General features: G+C 67.1%; 14 protein-coding genes, 1 tRNA gene and 1 pseudogene. 10 read left to right on the top strand and 6 right to left on the bottom strand.

The window, feature by feature from the left end:
* Positions 1 to 658: 658 nt before the first annotated feature.
* Together ACZ7KI_RS30390 and ACZ7KI_RS30385 are read left to right on the top strand one after the other, a co-directional pair.
* Positions 659 to 1,711 carry a WD40/YVTN/BNR-like repeat-containing protein gene (locus tag ACZ7KI_RS30390; RefSeq protein ID WP_470276482.1) on the top strand — a complete coding sequence of 351 codons (1,053 nt, stop codon included), beginning with the start codon at positions 659 to 661 and terminating at the stop codon, positions 1,709 to 1,711.
* Positions 1,712 to 1,984: a MoaD/ThiS family protein gene (locus ACZ7KI_RS30385; RefSeq protein ID WP_470276481.1), complete on the top strand. Its 273-nt coding sequence runs from the start codon at positions 1,712 to 1,714 to the stop codon at positions 1,982 to 1,984.
* 67 nt (positions 1,985 to 2,051) lie between these two features.
* On the opposite strand, the gene otsB is transcribed toward ACZ7KI_RS30385, so the two are convergent.
* The 3 genes from otsB to ACZ7KI_RS30370 form a co-directional block, all read right to left on the bottom strand.
* Positions 2,052 to 4,580: a trehalose-phosphatase gene (otsB, locus tag ACZ7KI_RS30380; RefSeq protein ID WP_470276480.1), complete on the bottom strand. Its 2,529-nt coding sequence runs from the start codon at positions 4,578 to 4,580 to the stop codon at positions 2,052 to 2,054.
* 40 nt (positions 4,581 to 4,620) lie between these two features.
* Positions 4,621 to 6,057 (bottom strand): alpha,alpha-trehalose-phosphate synthase (UDP-forming), encoded by a 1,437-nt coding sequence (locus ACZ7KI_RS30375; protein ID WP_470276479.1) that lies wholly within the window; start codon positions 6,055 to 6,057, stop codon positions 4,621 to 4,623.
* Between the two features lie 112 nt (positions 6,058 to 6,169).
* On the bottom strand, positions 6,170 to 7,735 hold the full coding sequence (locus tag ACZ7KI_RS30370) for a threonine/serine exporter family protein (RefSeq protein ID WP_470276478.1): 1,566 nt from the start codon (positions 7,733 to 7,735) through the stop codon (positions 6,170 to 6,172).
* Between the two features lie 160 nt (positions 7,736 to 7,895).
* Here ACZ7KI_RS30370 and ACZ7KI_RS30365 point away from each other — a divergent pair, with 160 nt between their 5' ends.
* Together ACZ7KI_RS30365 and ACZ7KI_RS30360 are read left to right on the top strand one after the other, a co-directional pair.
* Complete coding sequence (locus ACZ7KI_RS30365) at positions 7,896 to 9,473, top strand: alkaline phosphatase D family protein (protein ID WP_470276477.1); 1,578 nt, start codon at positions 7,896 to 7,898, stop codon at positions 9,471 to 9,473.
* Positions 9,474 to 9,517: 44 nt separating this feature from the next.
* Positions 9,518 to 9,590, top strand: a tRNA-Thr gene (locus ACZ7KI_RS30360).
* Positions 9,591 to 9,882: 292 nt separating this feature from the next.
* Here ACZ7KI_RS30360 and ACZ7KI_RS30355 read toward each other — a convergent pair.
* A pseudogene (locus ACZ7KI_RS30355) lies at positions 9,883 to 10,704 on the bottom strand (IS5 family transposase).
* A 262-nt stretch (positions 10,705 to 10,966) separates the two neighbouring features.
* On the opposite strand from ACZ7KI_RS30355, the gene ACZ7KI_RS30350 reads away from it, so the two are divergent.
* Complete coding sequence (locus ACZ7KI_RS30350; RefSeq protein WP_470276476.1) at positions 10,967 to 13,663, top strand: polymorphic toxin-type HINT domain-containing protein; 2,697 nt, start codon at positions 10,967 to 10,969, stop codon at positions 13,661 to 13,663.
* Between the two features lies 1 nt (position 13,664).
* The gene (locus tag ACZ7KI_RS30345) at positions 13,665 to 14,114 is read left to right on the top strand and encodes a hypothetical protein (RefSeq protein WP_470276475.1); all 450 of its coding nucleotides are present in this window, start codon (positions 13,665 to 13,667) and stop codon (positions 14,112 to 14,114) included.
* A gap of 1,022 nt (positions 14,115 to 15,136) precedes the next feature.
* On the opposite strand, the gene ACZ7KI_RS30340 is transcribed toward ACZ7KI_RS30345, so the two are convergent.
* Both ACZ7KI_RS30340 and ACZ7KI_RS30335 read right to left on the bottom strand, forming a co-directional pair.
* Positions 15,137 to 16,687, bottom strand: coding sequence for a hypothetical protein (locus tag ACZ7KI_RS30340; protein WP_470276474.1), 1,551 nt, complete (start codon positions 16,685 to 16,687; stop codon positions 15,137 to 15,139).
* A gap of 324 nt (positions 16,688 to 17,011) precedes the next feature.
* Positions 17,012 to 17,668 (bottom strand): response regulator transcription factor, encoded by a 657-nt coding sequence (locus ACZ7KI_RS30335; protein WP_470276473.1) that lies wholly within the window; start codon positions 17,666 to 17,668, stop codon positions 17,012 to 17,014.
* Between the two features lie 96 nt (positions 17,669 to 17,764).
* Here ACZ7KI_RS30335 and ACZ7KI_RS30330 point away from each other — a divergent pair, with 96 nt between their 5' ends.
* The 4 genes from ACZ7KI_RS30330 to ACZ7KI_RS30315 all read left to right on the top strand — a co-directional run bounded on the left by ACZ7KI_RS30330 (position 17,765) and on the right by ACZ7KI_RS30315 (position 22,961).
* Positions 17,765 to 18,430: a response regulator transcription factor gene (locus ACZ7KI_RS30330; RefSeq protein ID WP_470276472.1), complete on the top strand. Its 666-nt coding sequence runs from the start codon at positions 17,765 to 17,767 to the stop codon at positions 18,428 to 18,430.
* Positions 18,427 to 19,701 carry a sensor histidine kinase gene (locus ACZ7KI_RS30325; RefSeq protein WP_470276471.1) on the top strand — a complete coding sequence of 425 codons (1,275 nt, stop codon included), beginning with the start codon at positions 18,427 to 18,429 and terminating at the stop codon, positions 19,699 to 19,701. The genes ACZ7KI_RS30330 and ACZ7KI_RS30325 overlap by 4 nt, the downstream gene beginning before the upstream one ends.
* Before the next feature lie 215 nt (positions 19,702 to 19,916).
* Positions 19,917 to 20,870, top strand: a complete 954-nt coding sequence (locus tag ACZ7KI_RS30320) for an AAA family ATPase (RefSeq protein ID WP_470276470.1) — start codon at positions 19,917 to 19,919, stop codon at positions 20,868 to 20,870.
* Positions 20,871 to 20,879: 9 nt separating this feature from the next.
* A complete protein-coding gene (locus ACZ7KI_RS30315; RefSeq protein WP_470276488.1) occupies positions 20,880 to 22,961 on the top strand; it encodes a fibronectin type III domain-containing protein in 2,082 nt (693 codons plus the stop codon).
* Positions 22,962 to 22,963: the final 2 nt, after the last annotated feature.

Below are 22,963 nucleotides of genomic sequence, written 5' to 3'. Positions count from 1 at the left end.
TCCTCCTGCGACTGCTGAGAAAGCCGCCGCGCATCCGTCACCCGAACCCTCGCCACCATCACCCGATCATGCCACATTTGCCTTACGGATCAATAGAACGACCCACATCACTCACGACCCTCTCGTCAAACCCCACAACTCGCCCAAATCGGACACATTTGTCCCGAGAAGTGTCCCTTATGGACAGTCGGGAGCCAGGTGAGGCCCCTTTTGCGTGAATCCGCTCCCGCCGGGTCCGCCACGACACGTTCGCCTTGACCCGCGCTAGCAATGGAGCCGACCAGCAGTTATGTGACTTTGCCGGGACCCTGACCTTCAGGGTAGGGAAGGAGGCCTTCACGGACTTCCAACACGCTCGCCCTGGTAGGGGCTGTGGCCGCGGTCGGACGGGTAGTGGAGTGGTCAGCAGTGTGGCGGTGCCTGCCGACTCGGTCAGGGAAGTACATGAAGGCCCCCTTCACTGCGCTATCCCGGCAAGTCGGCATCGTGCAGGTCGGGCACCTCGTCGTCATGGTGCGGGCCGTCGATGAAGGAATGGGGACGCTCAACGTCCCAAATCCTCCACACTCGAACCCCGCGGGCCGGGGCCTCCACGCGGCTCCCGGAGTACGGTACTGAGTGACCTGAGTCACAGGTATCGACCGAGGAGGCCATCGTCGTGGAGTTCCAGCTGGGGATCGGAACCAGGAAGGGTCTGTTCCTCGCCACGAGCGAGGACAGGGAGAACTGGGCGCTCTCCACCCCGAAGTTCCCGATGGAAGCCGTGCGGGCGGTGGCGCTGACCCCGTCCCGGATCTACGCCGCGGCGGTCAACGAGCATTTCGGCCCCACGATCGCGACGTCCGACGACTTCGGTGAGACCTGGTCGGAACCCGATCACGCCCCGGTGGCCTTTCCCGCCGACACCGACACCGCGCTCGAAGGCATCTGGCAGATCGCGATCTCCGGCGATGTCATTTACGCGGGTGTCGAACCCTCGGCCCTGTTCCGGTCCGAAGACGGCGGCGAGACCTTCGAACTGGTACGGGGTCTGTGGGAGCACGAGCACCGTCCACACTGGTCTCCCGGTGGCGGCGGCCAGATGATCCACACGATTTTGCCGCATCCCACGGATCCGGAACGGGTCACCGTCGCCATGTCGACAGGCGGTGTCTACCGCACCGAGGACGGCGGCAAGAGCTGGACGGCGTCGAATCGCGGGATCAGCGCGGACTTCCTGCCCGACGAGGAACCCGAGTTCGGCCAGTGCGTGCACAAGGTCGCGATGCATCCGGCCCGGCCGGAACGGTTCTTCCTGCAGAACCACGGCGGCGTCTACCGCAGTGACGACGACACGAGGACGTGGACGTCCATCGCCGACGGCCTGCCGAACGACTTCGGATTCGCCATGGTCGTCCATCCGTCCAAACCGGACACCATTTACAACTTTCCTTTGGTGGCCGACGTTCTCCGCTTCCCACCGGACGGCCGTTGCCGGGTCTACCGCAGCGACGACGCGGGCGAGACCTGGACAGGGCTCGGAAACGGCTTACCGGACAAGGATTTCTACGCCGGTGTGCTCCGGGACGGGATGTGCGTCGACCAAGAGGCGGGGATCTACTTCGGCACGCGGTCAGGTGAAGTGTGGGCCAGTCCTGACGAGGGCGACACCTGGCATCAGGTGGCCGCGCATCTGCCGGACGTGCTGTGTGTGCGGGCCCAGGTGGTCTAGATGGTCCGCGTCCTGCTGCCCGCGATGTTGCGGCCGCTCGCCGGTGGGGCGGAGACGTTCGACGTCGACGCTCCGACACTCAGCGCCGTACTGGACGCACTCGGCGCCGAGTTCCCCGCGCTGGAACGCCGTCTGCGTAACGAAACCGGCGCGCTGCGGCGCTACGTGAACTTCTATGTGGACGGTGAGGAGTGCCGTCGGCTCGACGGCGTCAAGACCTCGCTCGCCGACGCGAAGGAGCTCCAGATCATTCCGTCGGTCGCCGGTGGCTGAAGGTCATAAGGGGTCCCCATAGGACGAAAAATGTCCTATGGGGACCCCTCGTGACACGTAAAGCGGCTTAGCGGGAAAGCAGGTTCGCGCAGCGGATCAGCCCGATGTGCGAATACGCCTGCGGGTGGTTGCCCAGCGAGCGCTCCGCGATCGGGTCGAACTGCTCGGGCAGCAGGCCGGTCGGGCCGGCGGCGTCGACGATCTGCGTGAACAGTTCCTCGGCCTCGGTGCGCCGCCCGGTGAGCAGGTACGCCTCGATGAGCCAAGCCGCGCAGATGTGGAAGCCGCCCTCACCGCCGGGAAGCCCGTCGTCGCGGCGGTAACGGTACACAGTGGACCCACTGCGCAGCTCCGCCTCGATCGCGGTCACCGTCGACTGGAACCGCGGATCGGCCGGGTCGATCAACCCGGTCAGCCCGACGAACAGCGACGCGGCGTCGAGGTCGGTTCCGTCGTAGGCGGTGGTGAAGGCCTGGACCTCTTCGTTCCAGCCCTTCTCCAGCACGTCCGCGGCGATCTCGTCGCGCAGCGACGGCCACGCGCCCGGCACCTCGCGGCCGTAGACCTCGCCCAGCTTGATCGCCCTGTCGATGGTCACCCAGCACATCACCCGCGAGTACACCCGGTGGCGCGGCACGTGCCGCTCCTCCCAGATGCCGTGGTCCGGCTCGTTCCAGCGCCGCGTGACGGCCTCGGCCATCGCGCGCACCATCTGCCAGTCCTCGTCGCGGAGTTCGCCGCGTGCCTCGGCCAGCGTCTGCACGAGTTCGACGACCGGGCCGAAGACGTCCAGCTGCACCTGGTGGTTCGCCAGGTTGCCGACGCGGACGGGCCGCGAACCGGCGTATCCGGGCAGCGACTCGATGACCGCCTCGGCGCCGATCACGCTGCCCGCCAAGGTGTAGAGCGGGTGCAGCCGTTCCGGACCGGCCAAAGTGGACAGCACACCGTGCAGCCAGCGGAGATAGCCCTCCGCCTCCTCGATCGAGCCGAGGTGGACCAGCTCACGCACGGTCATGGCGGCGTCACGGATCCAGCAGTAGCGGTAGTCCCAGTTGCGGACGCCGCCGATCTCCTCCGGCAGCGACGACGTCGCCGCCGCGAGCACGCCGCCGGTGTCGGTGTTGACCAGCCCGCGCAACGTCAGCGCCGAACGGCCGACCAGGTCGGTCTGCACGCTGGGCAGCTTGAGCGTCTGCGCCCAGGTGCTCCAGTAGTCGCCCGCGCGGGCCCGTCGCTCCACTTCGGACAGTTCGTGCGGTCCGAGATCCGTGGTGCCGCAGCGCAGTTCGAGCACCACCGGCTTCTCCGGGCTGGGGGTCACCAGCGCCGTCGCGGTGTCGTTCATGCCGTCGGAGGTGATCTCCCACTCCACGCCAGGCGAACGCAGCGCGAACGGTTCGGAAGTGCCCTGCACCAGGAGTCCGTCGCCCTGCGCGACCAGCTTCACCGGCACGCCGCCGAATTCGGGCCGCGGCGCGAACACGATCTCCGCCGCCGCCTCACCCGAGATCACCCGGACGAGGTCCGTGCGGTGCGCGGGGCTCTCCGGCTCGATGTAGTCGGTGACGAGCAGCCGCGACCAGCGAGTCTCGACCGTCATGGTGTTCGGCAGGTAGCGCTGCCCGAGCGGAAGGCCGTTGCGGTGCGGTTTGATCGAGAAGTGGCCGGCGGCGGCACCGCCGAGCAGGTCCGCGAAGATCGCGGGCGCGTCGGGGCCGGGGTGGCACAGCCAGGTCAGCCGGGCGTCCGGCGTGACCAGCGCGACCGAACGCTCGTTGGCCAGCATCGACAGCCGCTCGATCGGCGGGGCCTGTTCGCCGTAGAGCCAGTTCCGCCGCTCTTCGAGCAGGAAGGCGAGCACCAGCGCGACGTCGACGGTGTCCGGGACCCGGTACTGCGCGAGGCTTTCGCCGTCGCCGACCTTCACGCCCAGGTCCGGGCCGGAGATCCGGGCGAACGCCTTCTCGTCGGTGACGTCGTCGCCGAGGAAGATCGCCGCGGTCGCGCCGACCTGGTGGCGCAGGGTGTCCAGCGCGCGGCCCTTGTCCGTTTGGACGACCGCGAGCTCGACGACCTCCTTGCCGTCGGTCGTGGACACGCCCTCCCACTGCGAAGGTCCATTGTGGACTTCGCGCAGCACGCGGCGGCCTGCCTCGTGCTCGGCACGCCGGACGTGCACCGCGATACTCGCGGGCTTGACCTCGAGCGAGACGCCCGGCACGTCGAGTACCAGGTTCTCCAGCTCGGCCTCAAGCCGTCTGTGCAGCTCGCGGGCCTTGTCGTCGAGCGCGTGGATGAAGCCGATGTCGAACTCGGACCCGTGGCTGCCGACCAGGTTCACCTCGGCCGGGAGACGGGACAGGGTGGCGAGATCGCGCAAGGCGCGGCCGGAGATGACCGCGGTGGTCGTCTCGTGCAGGCCGGCCAGCGACCTGAGCGCGCCTACCGATTCGGGCAGCGGCCGGGCTTCGTCCGGATTGGCCGTGATCGGAGCCAGGGTGCCGTCGTAGTCGCAGGCGACCAGCAGCCGCGGCGTGCGCGCGACCTGGACAATCGCGCGCCTCAGCTCGGCGGGCAGTGCCTCGGCGGTCAACGATTTCTCCTCGGGGACTATGCGGGGTATGGGGGAAGAGTCAGTCGGCCGGTTCGGTGCCGAGCGCCTGGAGGAACGAGCGCGCCCAGCGGTCGACGTCGTGCGTGAGGACTTGGCGACGCATGGCGCGCATACGGCGGCGTCCCTCTGCGGGGTCGAGCGTAATGGCAGTCTCCAAGGCGTTCTTCACCCCGTCCAGGTCATGTGGGTTGACCAGGAGGGCACTGGTCAGCTCCGCCGCGGCACCGGCGAACTCGGACAGCACGAGCGCGCCGCCGAGGTCGTGGCGGCAGGCGACGTACTCCTTGCAGACGAGGTTCATCCCGTCACGCAAAGGAGTGACCACCATGACGTCGGCCGCCGAAAAGAAGGCGGCCAGTTCCGTCCGGTTGACCGATTGGTGCAGATAGTGCACGACCGGGCGACCCACCCGGGCGAATTCACCGTTGATCCGCCCGACCATCTGCTCGATGTCGCCGCGCATCCGCTGGTAGTGCTCGACGCGTTCGCGGCTCGGCGTGGCCAGCTGGACGAACGTGACGTCCTCCGGGCGGACGCGGCCTTCGTGCAGCAGCTCGTGCAGCGCCTGCAGCCGCAGGTCGATGCCCTTCGTGTAGTCGAGCCTGTCGACGCCGAGCAGGACCTTCTTCGGATTGCCGAGGTCACGCCGCAGCTGGGCGGCGCGTTCGGCGACGCCCTTGGTCTTGGCGAGCTTGTCGAGGCCGATGGCGTCGATGGAGATCGGGAACGCGCCGACTCGCACCGTGCGGTCGCCGACCTGCATCAGACCGGGGCGGGTGCGGATACCGACCGCGCCCCGGCTGGATTCGAGACCGGCCAGCTGCCGCGCCAGCCACAGGAAGTTCTGCGCGCCACCCGGTCGGTGGAAACCGACGAGGTCGGCGCCGACCAGGCCGCGGACGATTTCGGTCCGCCACGGCATCTGCATGAACAACTCGACCGGGGGAAACGGGATGTGCAGGAAGAACCCGATCCGGAGGTCGGGGCGCAGCTCGCGGAGCATCGCCGGGACCAGCTGCAACTGGTAGTCCTGGATCCACACGGTCGCGCCCTCGGCGGCGACCTGCGCACTCGCTTCGGCGAAGCGCCGGTTCACCCGGACGTAGGACTCCCACCAGCTCCGGTCGAACACCGGCCGGGCCACCACATCGTGGTACAGCGGCCACAGCGTCGCGTTCGAGAAGCCCTCGTAGTAGTCGCGGACGTCGTCCGAGGTCAGGGAGACCGGGTGGAGGACCAGGCCGTCGTCGTCGAATTCCTCGACCTCGACGTCGGGCACGCCCGGCCAGCCGACCCAAGCGCCCTTGCGGGACCGCAGGAACGGCTCGAGCGCCGACACCAGCCCTCCGGGACTCGCCGTCCAGCGCCTGCTCCCGTCGGCGGTCCGTTCGAGGTCCACCGGGAGGCGGTTCGCCACCACGACGAAGTCCGCTGAAGCCGCTCTGCCCGTCTCCACCGGGGTTGATTCAAGAATGCCGTCGTCCACCAGCCGCTCCCTCAAAATCGCGGGTCGCTGCCCTAGGGAAGAACCCTATCGCGCGCTCGCGCGACGGCCGGTCGTCGCGCGATCACTCCAGGCGTCGTTCGGCGGGTTCCATGGGACCCGCCATCCGCGGCCCGGCGAATTTGCGTTCGAGCCTGCCCAGACCCGTGCGCACCGGCTGCGCCAGGTATTCGCCGAGTACCACACCCGCTGCCAGGGCAAGCCCGATCGCGACCGCGGTCATCAACGTGGAGATGTTGCCGCCCTGTTCGACGCCCAATTGGTATAGACCACGATAGGTGGAGAGACCCGGGAGCAGGGGAGTGATGCCTGACACAGCCACCACGAGCGGTGTCACCTTGAGCCGCCTGGCGAGCACGCCGCCGCAGAAGCCGACCAGTGTGGCGGCCGCCGCGGACGAGCTGACGGCCTCGAAATCGGTCAGCATCAACGCGCCGTACACCGCGCCGCCGATGGCACCCGCCGCTCCCGCGACGATCATCGCGCGCAGCGTCGAATACGAGGCGAGCGCGAAGCACGCGGACGCGCCGATGCTGCCGATGACGATGATCGGAAGTTGTTGCGGCGTCGAGGAGATCACCTCGGGCAGCGGCGTGAGCGGCATCTTGAGCAGCAGCGCGATCTTCAGTGCGAGTACCACGCCGGCGATCAGCCCGGCACTCATCAACGCGGTTTCCATCGTGCGTCCGGCGGCGGTGACGTAATAGCCGGTGATGGCGTCCTGCACGGCGGAAACCGTGGAAAGACCCGACAGCAGCACGGTCACCGCCGCCGCGACGACCAGCGTCGGTTTGTTCGTGGTCAGCAGGTCGCTGCTGACTATCGCCATCGCGGACAGGGTCGCGACCAGGCCGCCGATCACCTGCTGGAAGAAGAACGGCAACGCGAAGCGGTTGAGGAACCGGCCGAGCCGGTCGATGACCGCGCTGATCACCATCGCGACCAGCGCGACGTCGAGGCTGCCGCCGAGGATCAGGGTGATGAACCCGGCCAGCCCGCCCCAGGCGGCCGTGGCCACCCAACGGGGGTACGGGTGCGGCGCGGTCGTGATCCGCTGGAGTTCCTGCTGCGCCTCCTCGGCGCCGATGTGCCCCCGGACCATCCTTCGGACCAGGACCTCCGTCTGGGTGAGCCGGGTGTAGTCGAGGCTGCGCGAGCGGACCACGCGAAGCGCCGTCACGGGCGCCATGTCGGTGCCGCGGTGGCAGGTCACCGTGATCGACGTGAAGATCACGTCGACCTCGCAATGCGGGAGGCCGAGCGCGGAGGTCAGCGCGAGGATCGTCGCCGTGACGTCGGAGGCACCGGCGCCGCTCGACATCTGGACCTCGCCGACGCGCAGGACGAGGTCCAGCACGAAGTTGACCGTCGAGTCGTCCGGCGGCTTCGGGCCCATCGCCTCGCCGCCCTCGACGACGGGCTGCTCGGTCGCCGGGGCTTCGAGGATCTGCCACGCGCGACGGCGCAGCAGGTTGGGGCGGTGCGAGCGGGTCTGGTGGGTCGATCGCTCACCGTCACGCTGGCGCGGTGCTTCCAGCAGCCATTCGCCACGTTCGGGTGTTTCGTCCTGGTTCTTCTCGACACCGCGTCTGCCGTGCTGGGCCCCCTTGGTGCGCTCGTTGATCTTCATGATCGATCCACCTCCTCACTCTTCTAGTTGCCTGCTTGCCGGGACTTTCCCGAGGACCATCGGGCACGGCGCCTCGACCGTTGCAGGTAACCCGAAGTGGCGTCCACCACGTTTTGGCAAGATCATCGCGGCGAGGCCGAGCTGAGGCACACTGCACGTCATGGGGTCTTCTTTGACCAGGCGTTCGATGCTTCGCGCGGCAGGTGCCACCGCGGTCGGCACAGCGGCGACATTCACCCTTTCGGGTGCATCTACCGGGGCGGAGGCTCCGGTTTTCGCGCATGGCGTGGCCTCGGGCGACCCGATGCCCGATTCGGTGCTCCTCTGGACCCGGGTCACCCCGTCGGCCGACGCCGCTCCGGGATCCGGCAAGGGGCCGTCGGTGGACGTCCGGTGGGAGGTGGCGAAGGACGCCGGATTCGCGGACGTCGTCGCTCGCGGTCAGGTCACGACAGGGCCGGAACGCGACCACACGGTGAAGGTGACGGCAGCCGGGCTGTGCGCCTCGACGGCGTACTTCTACCGGTTCACTTCGCGAGGCAAGGTCTCGCAGGTCGGGCGGACGCGCACCGCGCCCGCCCACGAGGAGGACGTCGCGCGGTTGCGCTTCGGCGTGGTCTCGTGCGCGAACTGGGCTGTCGGTCACTTCGCCCCCTACGGCTATCTGGCCGGTCGCGACGATCTGGACGCCTTCATTCACCTGGGTGACTACCTCTACGAAGGGGATCCCAACCCTGCCGGTGATCTTCGGCCCTCCGTGCCGCCCAACGAGCTCATCACACTGTCGGATTACCGGCAGCGTCACGCGATGTACAAGACCGACGAACACCTTCGGCGTCTTCATGCCCGCCATCCCATGATCGCCACCTGGGACGACCACGAGGCGGCCGACAACGCCTGGTCCGGCGGGTCGCCGTCACACGACCCGGCGACCGAGGGCGGCTGGCTCGATCGGATGCGGGCGGCGCACCAGGCGTACTTCGAATGGATGCCGGTGCGGCATCGCGGGGACAGGCTGTACCGGCGGCTGAAGTTCGGAAAACTGGCCGACCTGACCATGCTGGACCTGCGGACCTACCGGACCCGGCAGCCCGCGCCCGGCTCCGCCGAAGACCCGGCGGGCACGATCCTCGGCGCCGACCAGCGGCAATGGTTCCTCGAAGGCCTCGCGCACGGCACGGCGTCATGGAACGTGATCGGGAATTCCGTGATGGTCACGCCGCTCAAGATCCCCCAGCTGCCCACCCGCGAACGGCTCGCGCTCGGCGACCTGCTCGACGGCCAGCCGACCACGGTGAACACCGACCAGTGGGACGGCTACACCGCCGACCGCCGCCGGGTACTGGACGCCATCGCCGCACGAGGCCGGGGCAACACGGTGTTCCTGACCGGCGACGTCCACTCGTCGTGGGCGAACGACGTGCCGCGCGACGGGACGAGCGTCGCGGTCGAGTTCGTCTGCCCGTCGGTCACCTCGGACAACATCGACGAGCAGCTCGGCGTCCCGCCGCGGACCGGCTCCCTCAAGGTCGAAGCCGCGATCCGCGCGCTGAACCCGCACGTGCGCTTCGTGGAACTCGACTCGCACGGCCCCGGCGTCCTCGAAGTGACGCCGGACGCCGTCCGGATGAACTGGTACTACGTCGCCGACCGCCGCGACCCGGCGACCGCCGTCACCTTCGCGCACGCCTTCCGGACCGTGGCCGGGGAACCCTGGGTGCGCCCTGCGAACGGCTGAGCGGGCGCCGATATACTGGCCTTGCCCGGGCTGCCCCGGGTGAGGCCGCTATAGCTCAGCTGGTAGAGCATCTGTCTTGTAAACAGAAGGTCAGGGGTTCGAGCCCCCTTGGCGGCTCAAGATCAACATGGCCTTTGACCTGCCGATTTGTCGGAGATCTAGGGGTCGCATCCGGCATGGAGCGGACGCGATTGGGCTCCGTTTCGTCTCCGTTTTCGCAGCCGTGCCGATATCGGTCGCGTTTAAGCCGATCTCTTGACCGGCCTGCTGGACAATGGGGCCGCTCACGGAGTCCATTACGTTAGCGCGGTGGGGCTGTGCTGAGGGTATAAGCCTCGTCCGGGGCGCATACTGCATCCACACAGCGCTCAGGCGCTCCTGAGCTGCTGCTTACCACGACGGTTAGAAGTCATTGGAGCCAGAGCACGATCGCGGCGATGGTGAGTTCGGCCTGGTAGTAGGCGGCGCGTTTGGCGTAGCGGGTGGCCAGGTCGCGGAACTGTTTGAGCCGGTTGAAGCACCGTTCGACCACGTTGCGCTGTTTATAGGCCTCGGCGTCGAACGCTGGTGGTCGCCCGCCGCTGCGGCCTTTGGCTGTGCGGCGGCCGATCTGGTCATGCCGTTCCGGACTGACGAACCTGATCCGCCGGTCTCGCATCGCCCGGCGGGTTGACGGATGCGAATACGCCTTGTCCGCGATCACCGTCTCCGGTCGGCAGCGTGGCCGGCCGGGACCGATCCGGGCGACGGTGATGCCGTCCAGCAGCGGAACCAGCTGCGGGTTGTCGCCAGCCTGGCCCGGGGTGAGCAGGAACCGCATCGGCAGACCCCGCCCGTCCACAACCAAGTGGATCTTGGTGCTCAGCCCGCCACGGGACCGCCCGAGTCCTTACCCCGTCGAGGGCGAGGGCTTCGATTCCGTCGCTGCATCCCCCTTTTTCCGGGCACCGGCGGCATGCTGGTGCGCCCGGACCACACTCGAATCGACGGAAACGATCCACTCGAGGTCGCCAACGGCGTCGTCTTTGACGATCACCCGGTCGAGAATCCGGTCCCAGGTGCCGTCTTTGGTCCACAACCGCAGCCGCTCATGCGCCGTCTTCCAAGGCCCGTAACGATCAGGCAGGTCACGCCAGGGCGCACCAGTGCGCAACTTCCACAGGATCGCGTTGATGACCTGGCGGTGATCCCGCCACCGCCGACCACCACCCTGCCAGCCCGGTCGACGCATTGGCCAAGCCGCTCTCCGCGGGTGGTGGCTCTCAGGCGCACGAACTGCGGATGTACCGGCGTTGAACCCGGCCGCGCCATGCTGTCCTCAGCGGAGGAGCGATGACGGCACTGGATAGCGAATGGGAGGGAATGGAGAAGAGACTGAATTGCGGCAAGCAAGCGCTGTCCTAATGGCGCACGTGGGAAATCGCGACCGGGTGCCAGATTGTTCAGCTGAATGGATGGTAACAGGAGAGTGCGTCGATGAGCAGGAGGGAATAATGAAGGAAACCGACGTTCGTCGGACAATTCTCTATACCATGTCCGGCGGGTTTCTCACGATTGTCTTTGGCGTGCTGGGTGGGGCCGCTGCGCAGGCGTCTCCCGGCAAACAGACAGGCGAACAGAACGAGATGGCGGCGATCAAGAAGGCTGGGCAGCCCGCAGCTAAGGAGAAGCCGGCCACGTCAGCGCAGAAAGCACAAAGGGTGAATACTGCGGAAGCTGTGAGCTGGAAGAAGGCCAAGTCCGGTGGAGTGGGCGGAACTGAGTCCAAAGGGAGCGTGCAAGAAGGAAAAGATTCGAAGAAGGTCGCCTATGCGAATTCGCGCAACGGTGAAGCAGCGGAAGAGAAACAGATCAGCCGGACTCGCAACGCCCCTCGTGGCGTGTCCAAGGACAAGACAGGCTTTACTCAAGGGAAGGTCGGCAAGGAGGCCGCCAGAGAGCCGTCGTCAGGAGATCCGGCGACTGACGAAAAGGCGGTGGGCCGTGTAAGTAGCAGGGGCCAGGGGCAGTACCGCGTTCCTGTCCGCAAGAAGGCGGGGAATGAGGCCGAGGCGGGAAGCGGGGGTGAACTCCAGGCTCCTCAGCGAACCCCGGGCCGGCATACCGGCGCTGCGGAGCATCGGGTTTCTGCATCAGGAGGGGGCAAGGGAAAAGCAGGAACGGCCGTCCCCGGAAAGGGGAGCGGTGCAGGGCTTGTCGGTGAGGCGCGTGGCAGTGTTCAGGGACGGACCGCCGAGTCCGCCGCCGAGGCGGCACGAGATGCGAAGGTTCGGCAGATCCTCACCGATGCGGCGCGCGGCAAGGCCCCCAGAACTCCGGAGCAACAGAGAAGAGACGCAGAAGCAGCGGACTATCAACAAATCCGCAACCAAACGCCCGCCGGGCAATCTTATATCGGCTCCCTCCCACCTCTTGATCCCGCGACGCCGTGGACACCGACGGAAAGATCTCGCTACCACGTGACGCCGCTGTCGGATAACCCGCTCGATGTGAAGAACGCGGACAGGGTCAATGCGGCAGTCGCCGACAATATGGTCAAACCGACCGCGGAGGACTTGCAAGACCTACGGAACCGGATCCAAGCGCCACAGGGTGAGCGGAGGTCAAGCCCTGATGTGCGATTGATCGAGCACAGCAAGGACCTGCGGAAGCAGTGGGAACAGGCCGCCGGCCTGGACCCCAGGGAGATTGCCGAGGCGGCGTGGGGCACGGCCGCATTGGTTTCAGACACCGCGTCCGGGGGCTTTTCCGACCTCTATGGGACCAGCAAGCGCTGCTTCGGCAGCAGAAAAGACTGTGACGCGTTCCAAAGCGAACTCGTAGGGGCGGTGGGCTCAGCGGTCATTCCCGGTGGCGGGAAGGCAACATCGATAGCCGCCCGCGAGGTCAAGCCCCTGACCAAGAGCGGCCGTACCGCGGCGGTCGCAGCGGCGAAGCTGGCGGCGGAGGGCGATACGGCGGCAACACGCACGTTGATCCCCGAAGTGAAATCGACAAAGATTCCCTCATCAAGGTCGTCGGCAAGGGGTGTTGAGCAGGGACAGGCCGGGTCGCTGTCAGCGCGGGCAACCGGGCGGGAAACTGAAATTCCCGCCGAGGGAGGGCGGGCAGTGTCAGCGCCGGTGTCGAAAAGGGCCGATGAAGGCAACGTCTCCGCTACCCGTGCGCTGTCCAAGGCGAATCCTGCCCAACGAGTCGCAGACCCTGCACCTTTGCCTAAGGTCGTCCAACCAGAACCAACAGGTTCGTCTACCGTCCGCGCCCCACGATCGACCCGTACAGGCACACGGCCCGTTCCCTCGACTTCCTCCCGGACAGAGCCGGGGGGCGGTCCATCGGAATACGGCACGAACGCCTCCTCCGCGGCACAGGACGCGGCTGAAGCAGCGACCCGGTGCGCGACGCCGAACAGCTTCGTGCCCGGCACTCTGGTGCTGATGGCGGATGGCAGCCGCAAACGTATCGAGGATGTCAAGGTCGGCGATCTGGTCGCCGCGACCGATCCGGTAACCGGGAGGTCGGGCTCCAGGGCCGTGGCGGCTCTCATCGCGGGTTCGGGCCAGAAAGACCTCGTCGACATCACTGTCGACACCGATGGGGACGCCGGCGACGCGACTGGCATGGTCGTGGCTACCGACGGTCACCCGTTCTGGAACGACAGCTCACAAAGCTGGACCGACGCCGAAGATCTCACGCCCGGTCAACGCCTGCGGACACCCGATGGACGGTCTCTGGCTATCAAGGCGACCAGCCAACGAACAGTGCCGCAAACCGTCCACAACCTCAGCATCACCGACATCAACACCTACTACGTCGTCGTCGGCGACGAGTCCGTCCTCGTGCACAACGTCGAGCCTTCCTGCGTCCCGTCGACCGCCGGGCGCGGCGAGCCACGCATGCTGGACGGGACTGCGAAGGTGGGCTGGCGCCACATCTGGAAGCGACATATCCCGGGTGGAGACCAACCGAGCAAGCAGGGGACCCTGTTCGCTTCCGGCACCACACGTGCGCAGATCGAGGCTGCCGCCAAGGAAATACTTCGCTACGGCACGCGGCAGTCGAACCTGGCCCAGGACTATCAGACCTTCGAACGGAGGATGACGATCAATGGCAAGCGGACCAACTACCGGCTCATAATCGACCCCAAAGACGGCAATAAAATCATCACCATGTACCCGATTGGCGAATGATATGGTTTCGTTCACATTCTCTGTCGACGACGAACCGCCGCACAGCGGCTTCTCACTTGGCCACCTCGACATCGTCGGCCGGGACGGCACCGCTTCGACTCGGGGTAAGATTCCCGACCAGCGGTTGATGATCTACCTCTCCGCGGCGCAGTTGCTCTGGGACGCCCAGCTGGCGCTGGACGAGGGCCACGGCACGCGAACCTTCGTCGGGGCAGACTCCAGCTTTACCCTGACCTTCACGCACCACCAGTCCATGCTCGACATCTCGCACGGGGCAGATCACGTCGATTCCTCCTCCGCTGCCGAGTTCGCCGTTGCTGTACTGGCCTCTGCGAAGGCTCTGTACGAGCGCGGCTCAGCTGAGGTGACCGAAGACCGCGGGCCGCTGCAGGATTTGGGTAAGGCGATCGAAGAGTTCGACGCGCGGCAACGGGCGCGCCAGAAATGGTAGTCGCCCGACTGCTTCCATGATCAAGACACGCTGCCAGGTCACACCCGGTGCGGCCCGCCGACTTCGGGAGGCACGCTCTGGTTGACGGCCCGGCGGTTCCGCCCCCGTTACACCCGGCTGACCGGGACGCCGCTCGTGAGTGGGGCGGCCGGCGGCAGGATTCTGTCGTCCGGCACTTCGTCGGGCAGGCGGGTGTGTGTCAGGTACCGGCCCGGGAAATCTGGGCCGGCGTTCTGCCCCGAGTTAGCGGTGTAACGATTCGCCACGGTATGGCGACGATCCCGTGCCACAGTGACATCGCCTGCTTGCGCGTTGCCCGGCATGATCGAACGCTCCGGCGAAAACTCAACGGCCGTCTTCTCGCTGTGGCGATGTGCCTATGACGGTTATGGTCCACTGTGGACCAATGATGCCCGCAGATCGGACCGGTCACGCCGTTCAGCGTTGAGATCGCGAGCGGCCTGTGTAAAGCGAAAGTGGCGTTGTCTGGTGAGTTCGCAGGTCGAGGGCCTGCGAACTCGTTGTAGTGGCCATTCCGATGACCTGGTCTGCCGTGTAGCCAACCCGCGTCGGCCTTGCCAGCCGTCTTGGGTGTCGTAGCCTCCTCCGCCGTCTTGTGGCCACGTGCGGTGCTCGACAGTGGCGACGGCGGCGTTGACCGCTGCCTGGATCGCATGAGTGCCGTGTGCGGGGTGATTTGCCCGCCGGAGGTCATGACCTTGATGACGTCGGCGCCCATGTCGGCGTTTCGCTGGACCCGTTGCCGTAGCCGTTGTTCGCCTTCGGCTTCGGGAAATGCGCGAAATCCGACGTGCCGCTGAGATTCGTGCCGTCACCCAGAATCCGTGGACTGGCCAGCACAACCCGGCTGGGTGCCGCTCAGCACCGCTTCCAGACTGGGACACGCCTGACCAGGGAGTTTCCTGATCGCCAGGTGACCGGGCAGGTGCGGTGGTTGACGGCGCTCCGGTGGCAGCGCCGAAAGAACGACGGTCGACTGGACGCTCCTTCGCCCCGGCCGATCACACGGTGGGAATATGCCGTCGCGTCTCGTTCAGTTTCCGGGCGATCGGCATCGTCAAGGGGACGGTGAGAACGACTGCTGCCAACGCCATGAGCGGGGTCCAGTCCTGGGCCGCCAAGGCGAGCCCGGGGACGCTCGCCGCCGCGGCGACCAGCCACCCGGCGTTGAGCCTTTGCCCGAGGCCGGTCGTGAAGCCCGCGGAGAACCCCACCGTGAACGGGATCGGCGCCAGGATCGTGGCCATCGCCACCACCGCCCACATCGGAAGCCACCACAGGGTGGCTCCAGTGACCAGCGTGACATGGAGGAACGCGAGTGCCGCCCGCGCCGGCTCTGCCCGTTTCCCTGATTCCAGTAGCGTTTCGCGGTCTTGGTTGAGCTTGTGAACTCGCGCGAGCAGCCGGTCGATCTCTTCGGTCTCGTGTTCAGGTGCCTTGGCGCGCCATTCGGCGAGTTCGCGGAGGGCGCTTCGGTAGGATTGAGCAGCGATCATCCGCTGGATTCGATCGAGGCGTTCATTTCGGTCAGCCTGCCATTTGCCGGGAGTCGGAGGTTCGTACGCCCGATCCGGTTCAGTCGGTGCCGACACCTCCCGGCCGCGAAGTGCTCGTGCGATGGCGGTGCCGCCCGTCAGTCGCCGCTCGGCTTTGGAGGCGACATTGTCGAGCAGCGTGTTCGCGCGTGTGCGTAGCTGGGCTATCTTCCGAAACCGGGCGGCGGGGAAGCGTTCGGAGGGAAAATTCTCGTCCAGCCAGTGGAGTGAGGGAATGAGCTTGCCGAAACAGCTGTTCACGGCTTGTCCGACGTCCTTGGATTCGATCCATCTGCACAAGATTTCGAACCGTGCCAGGGCCGGCTGGGCCGCGCGTGCGCGAGCGGTGTCGATGACCTGTGCATCGACCTTCCAGACGTCGAGCAGTGCGGCGAGTTCGTGATCCTCGTGATCCGCGGCGATCACCGCCTGCGGCGTCAGCAATGCGTGACAGAGCGCTGCCCGCATCCCGCCCTCGGTGTGGGCGCCGAGCGTCTCCGCGCGAAAGGTGACATGCGCCCAGAATCCTTGGTCTCTCAGAGCGTCGTGCCAGGCTTCCGCGGCGGCCCGCCAGTGCTCCGTGCGTGACGACCCTGTTACTTCTCGGTTCACTTCCGCTTTGAGGATCTCCGCGTGCGCACGGATCGCCTTGTCGTGCGTTTCGTGCACATTCGCCGGACAACCGCACAGGCCGGGTTCTCCCCAGAACCAGAATATTTCCTCGACCAGACGCTGCTCAGGATTGTTCAGTCCGGAGACGGCTTCGGTTGTGGATTGGTGCTTGATTCGGTCGATCCGCTTGCGAACGAGGTCCTGGTCTGTGGTGGTGTCCAGATCGAGTAAGCCGAAGGGATTGCTTCGGTAGAGGTCGCGGCGCTCGAGAACCCGCAGCCGCGTGTCCGTGGACGGACGTCGACGCGATGCGACCGCGTCCCCGTCGCTGCTGGCTGACGACCTCGGCCTTGTTCTTCCGAGCGGATGGTTTGTAGGGAGTCCGGGCGTTCGTGGCTGGTCCATGGCGTCCCCCTAACGCGGGATGGGTCCGTGCAGGATTTTACGGCATCCGGGAAGCCGAGATTAACCGCCAAGAGTATGCGCGCTGATGATTCGGATGGGCACCGAAATGCATGGACATCAGCGGTGACGGGGCAGCGCCCGGTCACCGTCCCGGACGCGACCCGTTGAACTGCGGATGTACCGAGCCTGAACCGGTGCGCCGCACCATTCGGACGTCGAAGGCGATCGCCCGAGGTGGACGACATCGAGAACGCGTCCCAGGGGGAACAAGACGAAGGTGCGGTGCTGACAGAGGTGACGCGATACCGCTCGTCCGGATGCAGATCATCCGATTCGGTAACCGGCTTTGGGTACGGTGGTGATCAGCGGGGGGTTCAGCAGTTTTCTTCGCAGACTTGTCAGCACCACGTCCAGGACGTTCGACGCCGGGTCGGCGTGCATGTCCCAGCCCGCGCTGATGAGGTCGTCGCGGGACACCGGCTGTCCGGCGTTCTCCAGCAGGCGCCGGACCACGGCGAATTCGGTGCGGCTCAAGCTCAGGAGCACGCCGCCGCGCCGGACCTCGTGACGGCCGGTGTCCAGTTCGAGGTCACCCGCTCGGAGCACCGGTGGCACCGTCACCCGGCCGCGTCGGCAAAGGCTGCGCACGCGCGCCACCATTTCGGCGACGACGAAGGGTTTTTCGAGGTAATCGTCGCCGCCGCGGCGCAGACCGGCGACCCGCTGGTCGGGATCACCGAGCGCGGTGAGGAACAGGACGGGGACTGCCCAGCCGGCGGCGCGTTTCCGTTCGACGTAGTCCAGTGCGTCGCCGCCGGGCAGCAGCCGGTCGAAGACCACGCAGTCGTAGCTGTTGACGAACAGCGCCTCGTCGGCCGGGCCGAGGTCGCCCACGGAATCAACGGCGAACCCGGCGGTACGCAGAGACGAGTGCACCGACATCCGCAAGGCTTCGTCGTCTTCGATGACCAAGATCCGCACTTCCGTAACGGTAGCCAGTCAAGGGCGCCCATTCCAAATGGCTGGTGGTCCTGTCCGCGCTCCCTCGCCACAAGTCCGGACGCTAACCTCCATGAAATGAACGCGAGGGTGCTGCTCGTCGAGGACGACGCGGATATCCGGCTGGCCGTGTCCGCGGAATTGCGGACCGCGTCGTTCACCGTGGACGCCGTGGGATCGATGGCCGCGGCGGCCGAAGTGCTCGCTTCGGTGACGGTTCCACACGCCTGCGCGGTCTTCGACCGTATGTTGCCCGACGGCGACGCCATCCGGTTCGTCGACGAGCGCAGGCGATCGGGTTGGACCGTGCCCGTTCTGTTCCTGACCGCGCTGGATTCGGGGAGCGCTCGGGTCGAAGGTTTCGAACACGGCGGGGACGACTACCTGGTCAAGCCGTTCGTGATGGCGGAACTGCTCGCGCGAGTGATGAACCTGTGCCGCCGCGGTGACGGCAGGCCGCCGGTGCTCCGGCACGCCGACCTCGAGGTCGATTTCGCCCGCTGCGAAGTGCGCCGGGGCGGCGTCCTCCTTTCCCTGAGCAACCGGGAGTTCGCGATCCTCGAGTATCTCGCGACCCGGCCGGGCATGGCGGTCTCTCGCGCGGACCTCATCGAGCATTGCTGGGACCTGGAAAGCGAGCCGATGGCGAACGTCGTCGACGCCGTGGTCAAGCGGTTGCGCCGGAAGCTGGGGGAACCGGACCCGGTGGAGACGGTACGCGGCGTCGGATACCGACTCTCGTGACCGACTCCTCGACCGGCCGGTTGCGCCGGCTCCGCCGGTTGTTGACGCTGCTGTTCACCGCGATGAACGCGGTGGGGCTGGTGATGCTGGCGTGGCTGTTGATCGAGGCGGACGTCGACCACGGCAGGCAGCGGCTCGACAGCGATGTACGTCAGGTCGCCGCGACGCTCGCCCGGCTCGTCGCCGCCGACGGCGGCACCATCGTCACCGCCTACCTCGGCACCGACACGATCAACGAGCAGTGCCCCCAGTTCGCCGTCATGCTGGGCAGCGCGCCGAAATTCGAACAGCATCGAAGCAAACGCGAGTGTGTCGCCGTCGACGACACCTTGCTGAACCGGCTGGCGAGCGAGGCGACCGATACGGACACGTCGAAAACCGGCTACGAGACAACGGCCGGGGGACGGACGGTGTACGTCTCGGCCGATCCGCTCAAGGACTCGGACAGACAGATGGTGGGCGCGTTCGTGGTCGTCGCCGACGCCGAAGGAATCCAGCGACAGCATGAGCAGTGGATGTTGCTGGTGATCGGCGGGTGCGCGCTCCTCGTGCTCGTGCTCGGCGCCGCCGGTTACGTCATCGCGGGCAGGGCCATACGCCCGGCCGCCGATGCGCTGGAACAGCAGAAGTCTTTGCTGGACGGGGTTTCCCAGCTTCTGGACGGGGTCGTGCACGATCTCAAGACACCGGTCGCGGGGTTGCGCGCGCTGGCTGAAACGGCGATGCGGAATCCCGCCGAACAGGCCGAGATGCTGCCGAGGACGATCCGTCTGGCGTCGATGATGGGCGACATCATCGACTTGTGGCCGAAACGGGCGCGGGTCGTCGCGGGTGTCGACGAGTTGTCGATCGGACCGCTGATGCTCGATCAGCTGGTCGAAATGGTGGTCGAGGACATGCCGGCCGGTGGCGCGCGGATTTCGGTCACTTCGGTGCCGACTCGAGTCGATGGGGACGCGACGCTGCTGCGGCGTGCGATCGCGAACTTGATCGGCAACGCCCTGGGCCACGGCCGTGCACCGGACGAGGAGGCCGATATCCAGATCACCGTGCTCGACGGCAGGGTGATCATCGCCGACCGCGGGCCGGGGATCGATCCAGCCGAGGCCGCGGCCCTGTTCGAACGATTCGTCAGCGGTGGCGGATCGACCGGTATCGGCTTGGCCGTCGTCAAATGGGTGGCGGATATCCATGGCGGAACGCTGCGTGTCTACAACCGTGACGAGGGCGGGGCGATCTTCGAGTTCGCGCTGCCTTCCGGAGCGGGGTGAACGGCGGTGGATGAGCACAATCCCCCTTACGGAGCAGTGGATCAGGCCGGACGTGTGACGTGGACGCGCTACCCTGCTGGACGTGATCCGTAGCGGTGACGGCGTCGATCGTCGCGCCGGACAGCACGATTCCGGGACAGATTTCCGATTCCGGACTGGTCCAGGGTGCCACGCGGGACCATTCTGACCGTAAGACCGTTCTGAGGGGGACACAAATGAACCAGCCGGTAGCGACCGGGGTTTATCGGGCGGTCGCCGAGAACGTGCAGCGCGTACTGCGCGGGAAACCGGAGGTCGTCCGGCTCTCGATCGCCGCGCTGCTGTCCGAGGGACACCTGCTGATCGAGGACGTCCCGGGGCTGGGGAAGACGACGCTGGCCCGATGCCTCGCGCGCAGTATCGGTGGGAGCTGGAACCGTATCCAGTTCACGCCCGACCTGTTGCCCGGCGACGTCACCGGCGTCATGGTCTACCACCAGAACAACGAGAAGTTCGAATTCCATCCTGGTGGCATCTTCGCCAACATCGTGCTCGCCGACGAGATCAACCGAGGTACCCCGAAAACCCAGTCGGCACTGCTCGAGGTGATGTCCGAGCGGCGGGCGACGGTCGATTCCGTGCCCCATGACGTCCCGCATCCGTTCCTGGTGATCGCCACCCAGAACCCGATCGAGATGGAGGGCACCTACCGATTGCCCGAAGCCCAGCTCGACCGTTTCATGATGCGGATCTCCGTCGGCTATCCCGACCACGACTCGGAAATGCGGGTGATCATGAGCGACTGCGCGCGGGTCAGCCCGGACGAGCTTTCCCCGGTGGTGGACCTGGAAACCTTGCGTCGCGCCATCGACCAGGTACGGGACACGTATCTCGACCCGGCGATCTGCTCCTACGCGGTCCGGCTGGCGGCGGCGACACGGGAGCACGCTTCGGTCCGCTACGGCGCGAGCCCGCGCGGGAGTGTCGCCCTGGTCCGCGCGGCGCAGGGCATCGCGGCGACCGACGGCCGGAACTACGTGACACCGGACGACCTCAAGAGCATCGCCGAACCGGTGCTCGCCCATCGCCTGGTGCTCACCGCCGACGCGGAACTCAACCAGCGCTCCGCCGCCGAGATCGTCGCCGAAGCGCTGGCGGCGACGCCCGCGCCCGCGATGAACCCGGTGTGATCCGTGGCGATGGAACGGAAGTTCGGGAGCCTGCGGGCGAAAGGGCCGATCGCCGCGATCGTCGCCTGCTCCGTCGCGGTGGTCGGGATCGCGGTCACCGGGGCGGCGAAGCCGCTGCCCGGCCTGGATCTGGTCCAGACGGGACATTGGATCTACAACTCCGCGCTGGGGTCGGCGTTCCACATCGACGGTTCAGGTGAACGACCCGACGCGCAGGTACCTGTGCCGGGCGTCGAACCGGGCAGCCGGGTCGCCCAAGGCCCCACCCACGGATACGTGCTCCCGCCGTCGAGCGTCGTCGAGTTCGGGAAGTCGACGCTATCGGTGGAGAAGACCACGCCGTCCCCCGCGAACGAATGGCCGGTGGCGGTGGAGACCCAGGGCGGGCCGTATGGCGTGTACCGCCAGGCGGGTGTCGTGATCCGGCTCGGGAACGCTTCGGCGAGGATCGAGGTCGGGGGCAGGCTGGGTGACCCGGTCGCGACGGCTGACGGGCGGTTGTGGCTGCACCAGATCGACAACGGGCTGTTGTGCGAACTGCCCCCCGACGCCACCCGCGTTTTGTGCCCGATCGCGATTCCGGGCAGGCACAAGGGTTCACTGGCGCTCACCCCGGACGGGCCGGTCTTCGTGGACAGCGAGGACGACACGGTACGGCGGATTTCGCCCGCCGGGCTCGGTGATCCGGTGCGGCTCGGCGTGGATTTGCCGGAAACCGCGGTCGTGGCCGCCAACGACGTCGAAGGCAAGTTGGCCATCCTGGACCGGTCCGGTGCGAAGCTCCACCTCGTCGGTCCCGCGGCGCCGCCGGTGAGTGTCCCTCTCCCACCGGGCGATTACGTGGGATTGGCTTCTTCCGGTTCCGTGGTCGCTTTGGTGGACAAGGGAAACCGCACGTTGACCACCTACGACGGGTCCGGCCGCAAGCGGGACAGCAGGCCGGTTCCCGGCGGGGCCGAGCATCCCCCGGTCCGGGGCCAGGACTCCCGGGTCTATGTGGACGGAGCCGACGGCGCCCATGTCCTCGTCGTCGATCCCGGCGGCGCGGTGAACGACGTCGCGGTGGCCGGTGGCCGGGAACCGGCCGAGAACCCGACACCGGTGAACCCGCCATCGGTCAAGCCCGGAGACACGCAGGAAACCGGTACGCCACCGCCGGCGTCGCCGAGAGGTGACTCCACCGGCAGGCCGGTCCCACAGCCGCAGCCGAAACCTCAGCCGAAGCCACAGGCGCCCGTCCCGGCAAGTCCGCCGGGCGCCCCGCGGTCGGTCACGGCGACCCCCGGCGACGCCTCGGTGTCGGTGAAGTGGGGCGCGGCCGCGGCCAACGGTGCGGCTCTCACGGGGTACCGGATCAGCTGGCAAGGTGGGGAGAAGGCGGTCGGCGGGGGAGTGTCGGCCACGTCGATCACTGGCCTGGCCAACGGGACCGCCTATACGTTCACGGTGTCCGCGATCAACCGGGCGGGCACCGGCCCCGGTGCCTCGTCGGGCCCGGTGACGCCGCAGGCGAGCATCAAGGTCCCCGGTGCGCCGGTGGGCCTCAACGTCCGGATCAAGACCGGTGACACCGACGCGGACGTGACCTGGCGGCCGGCGGCGGAGAACGGCTCGCCGGTCACCGCCTATCACGTGTCGTGGCGGCGTGCCGACGGCTCGGGTGCCGGCTCCGTGCGGGTGGCGGGCTCGGCCCGGGCGTATCTCATCGAGGACATCGGCATCACGCAGTCCTTCACCGTCACCGTGATCGCCGAGAATTCCGCGGGCAGGGGCAAGGCGGCGGCGGTCACGAAGCAGAGGGGGGATGAACCCTCGGACCGGAGCATCACCATTTCGCGGGGTGCGGCCACCACGGCCACTGGCTGTTCTCCACCCGCCTGCGCCTTCGTGCACATCGTGATGTCCGGCTTCACGCCCGGCAAAACACTGACCATCAGCTGTCATACCGACGACGGCGTCCACGACAGCGTGACGAGGCAGGTGGGACCGGACGGCAAACTCGCCTTCGACGGATTCCCCCAGGGCACGGTCGGGCGCACTGTCTGGGTGACCGCCGAGAGTGTCCAATCGAAGAAGCTGGTCTGGAAGTAGCC

It is taken from the genome of Amycolatopsis sp. NPDC039088 (assembly GCF_055598845.1).
The sequence above is the reverse complement of the archived record's forward strand: the minus strand, read 5'-3'. Positions and strand labels throughout refer to the sequence as shown.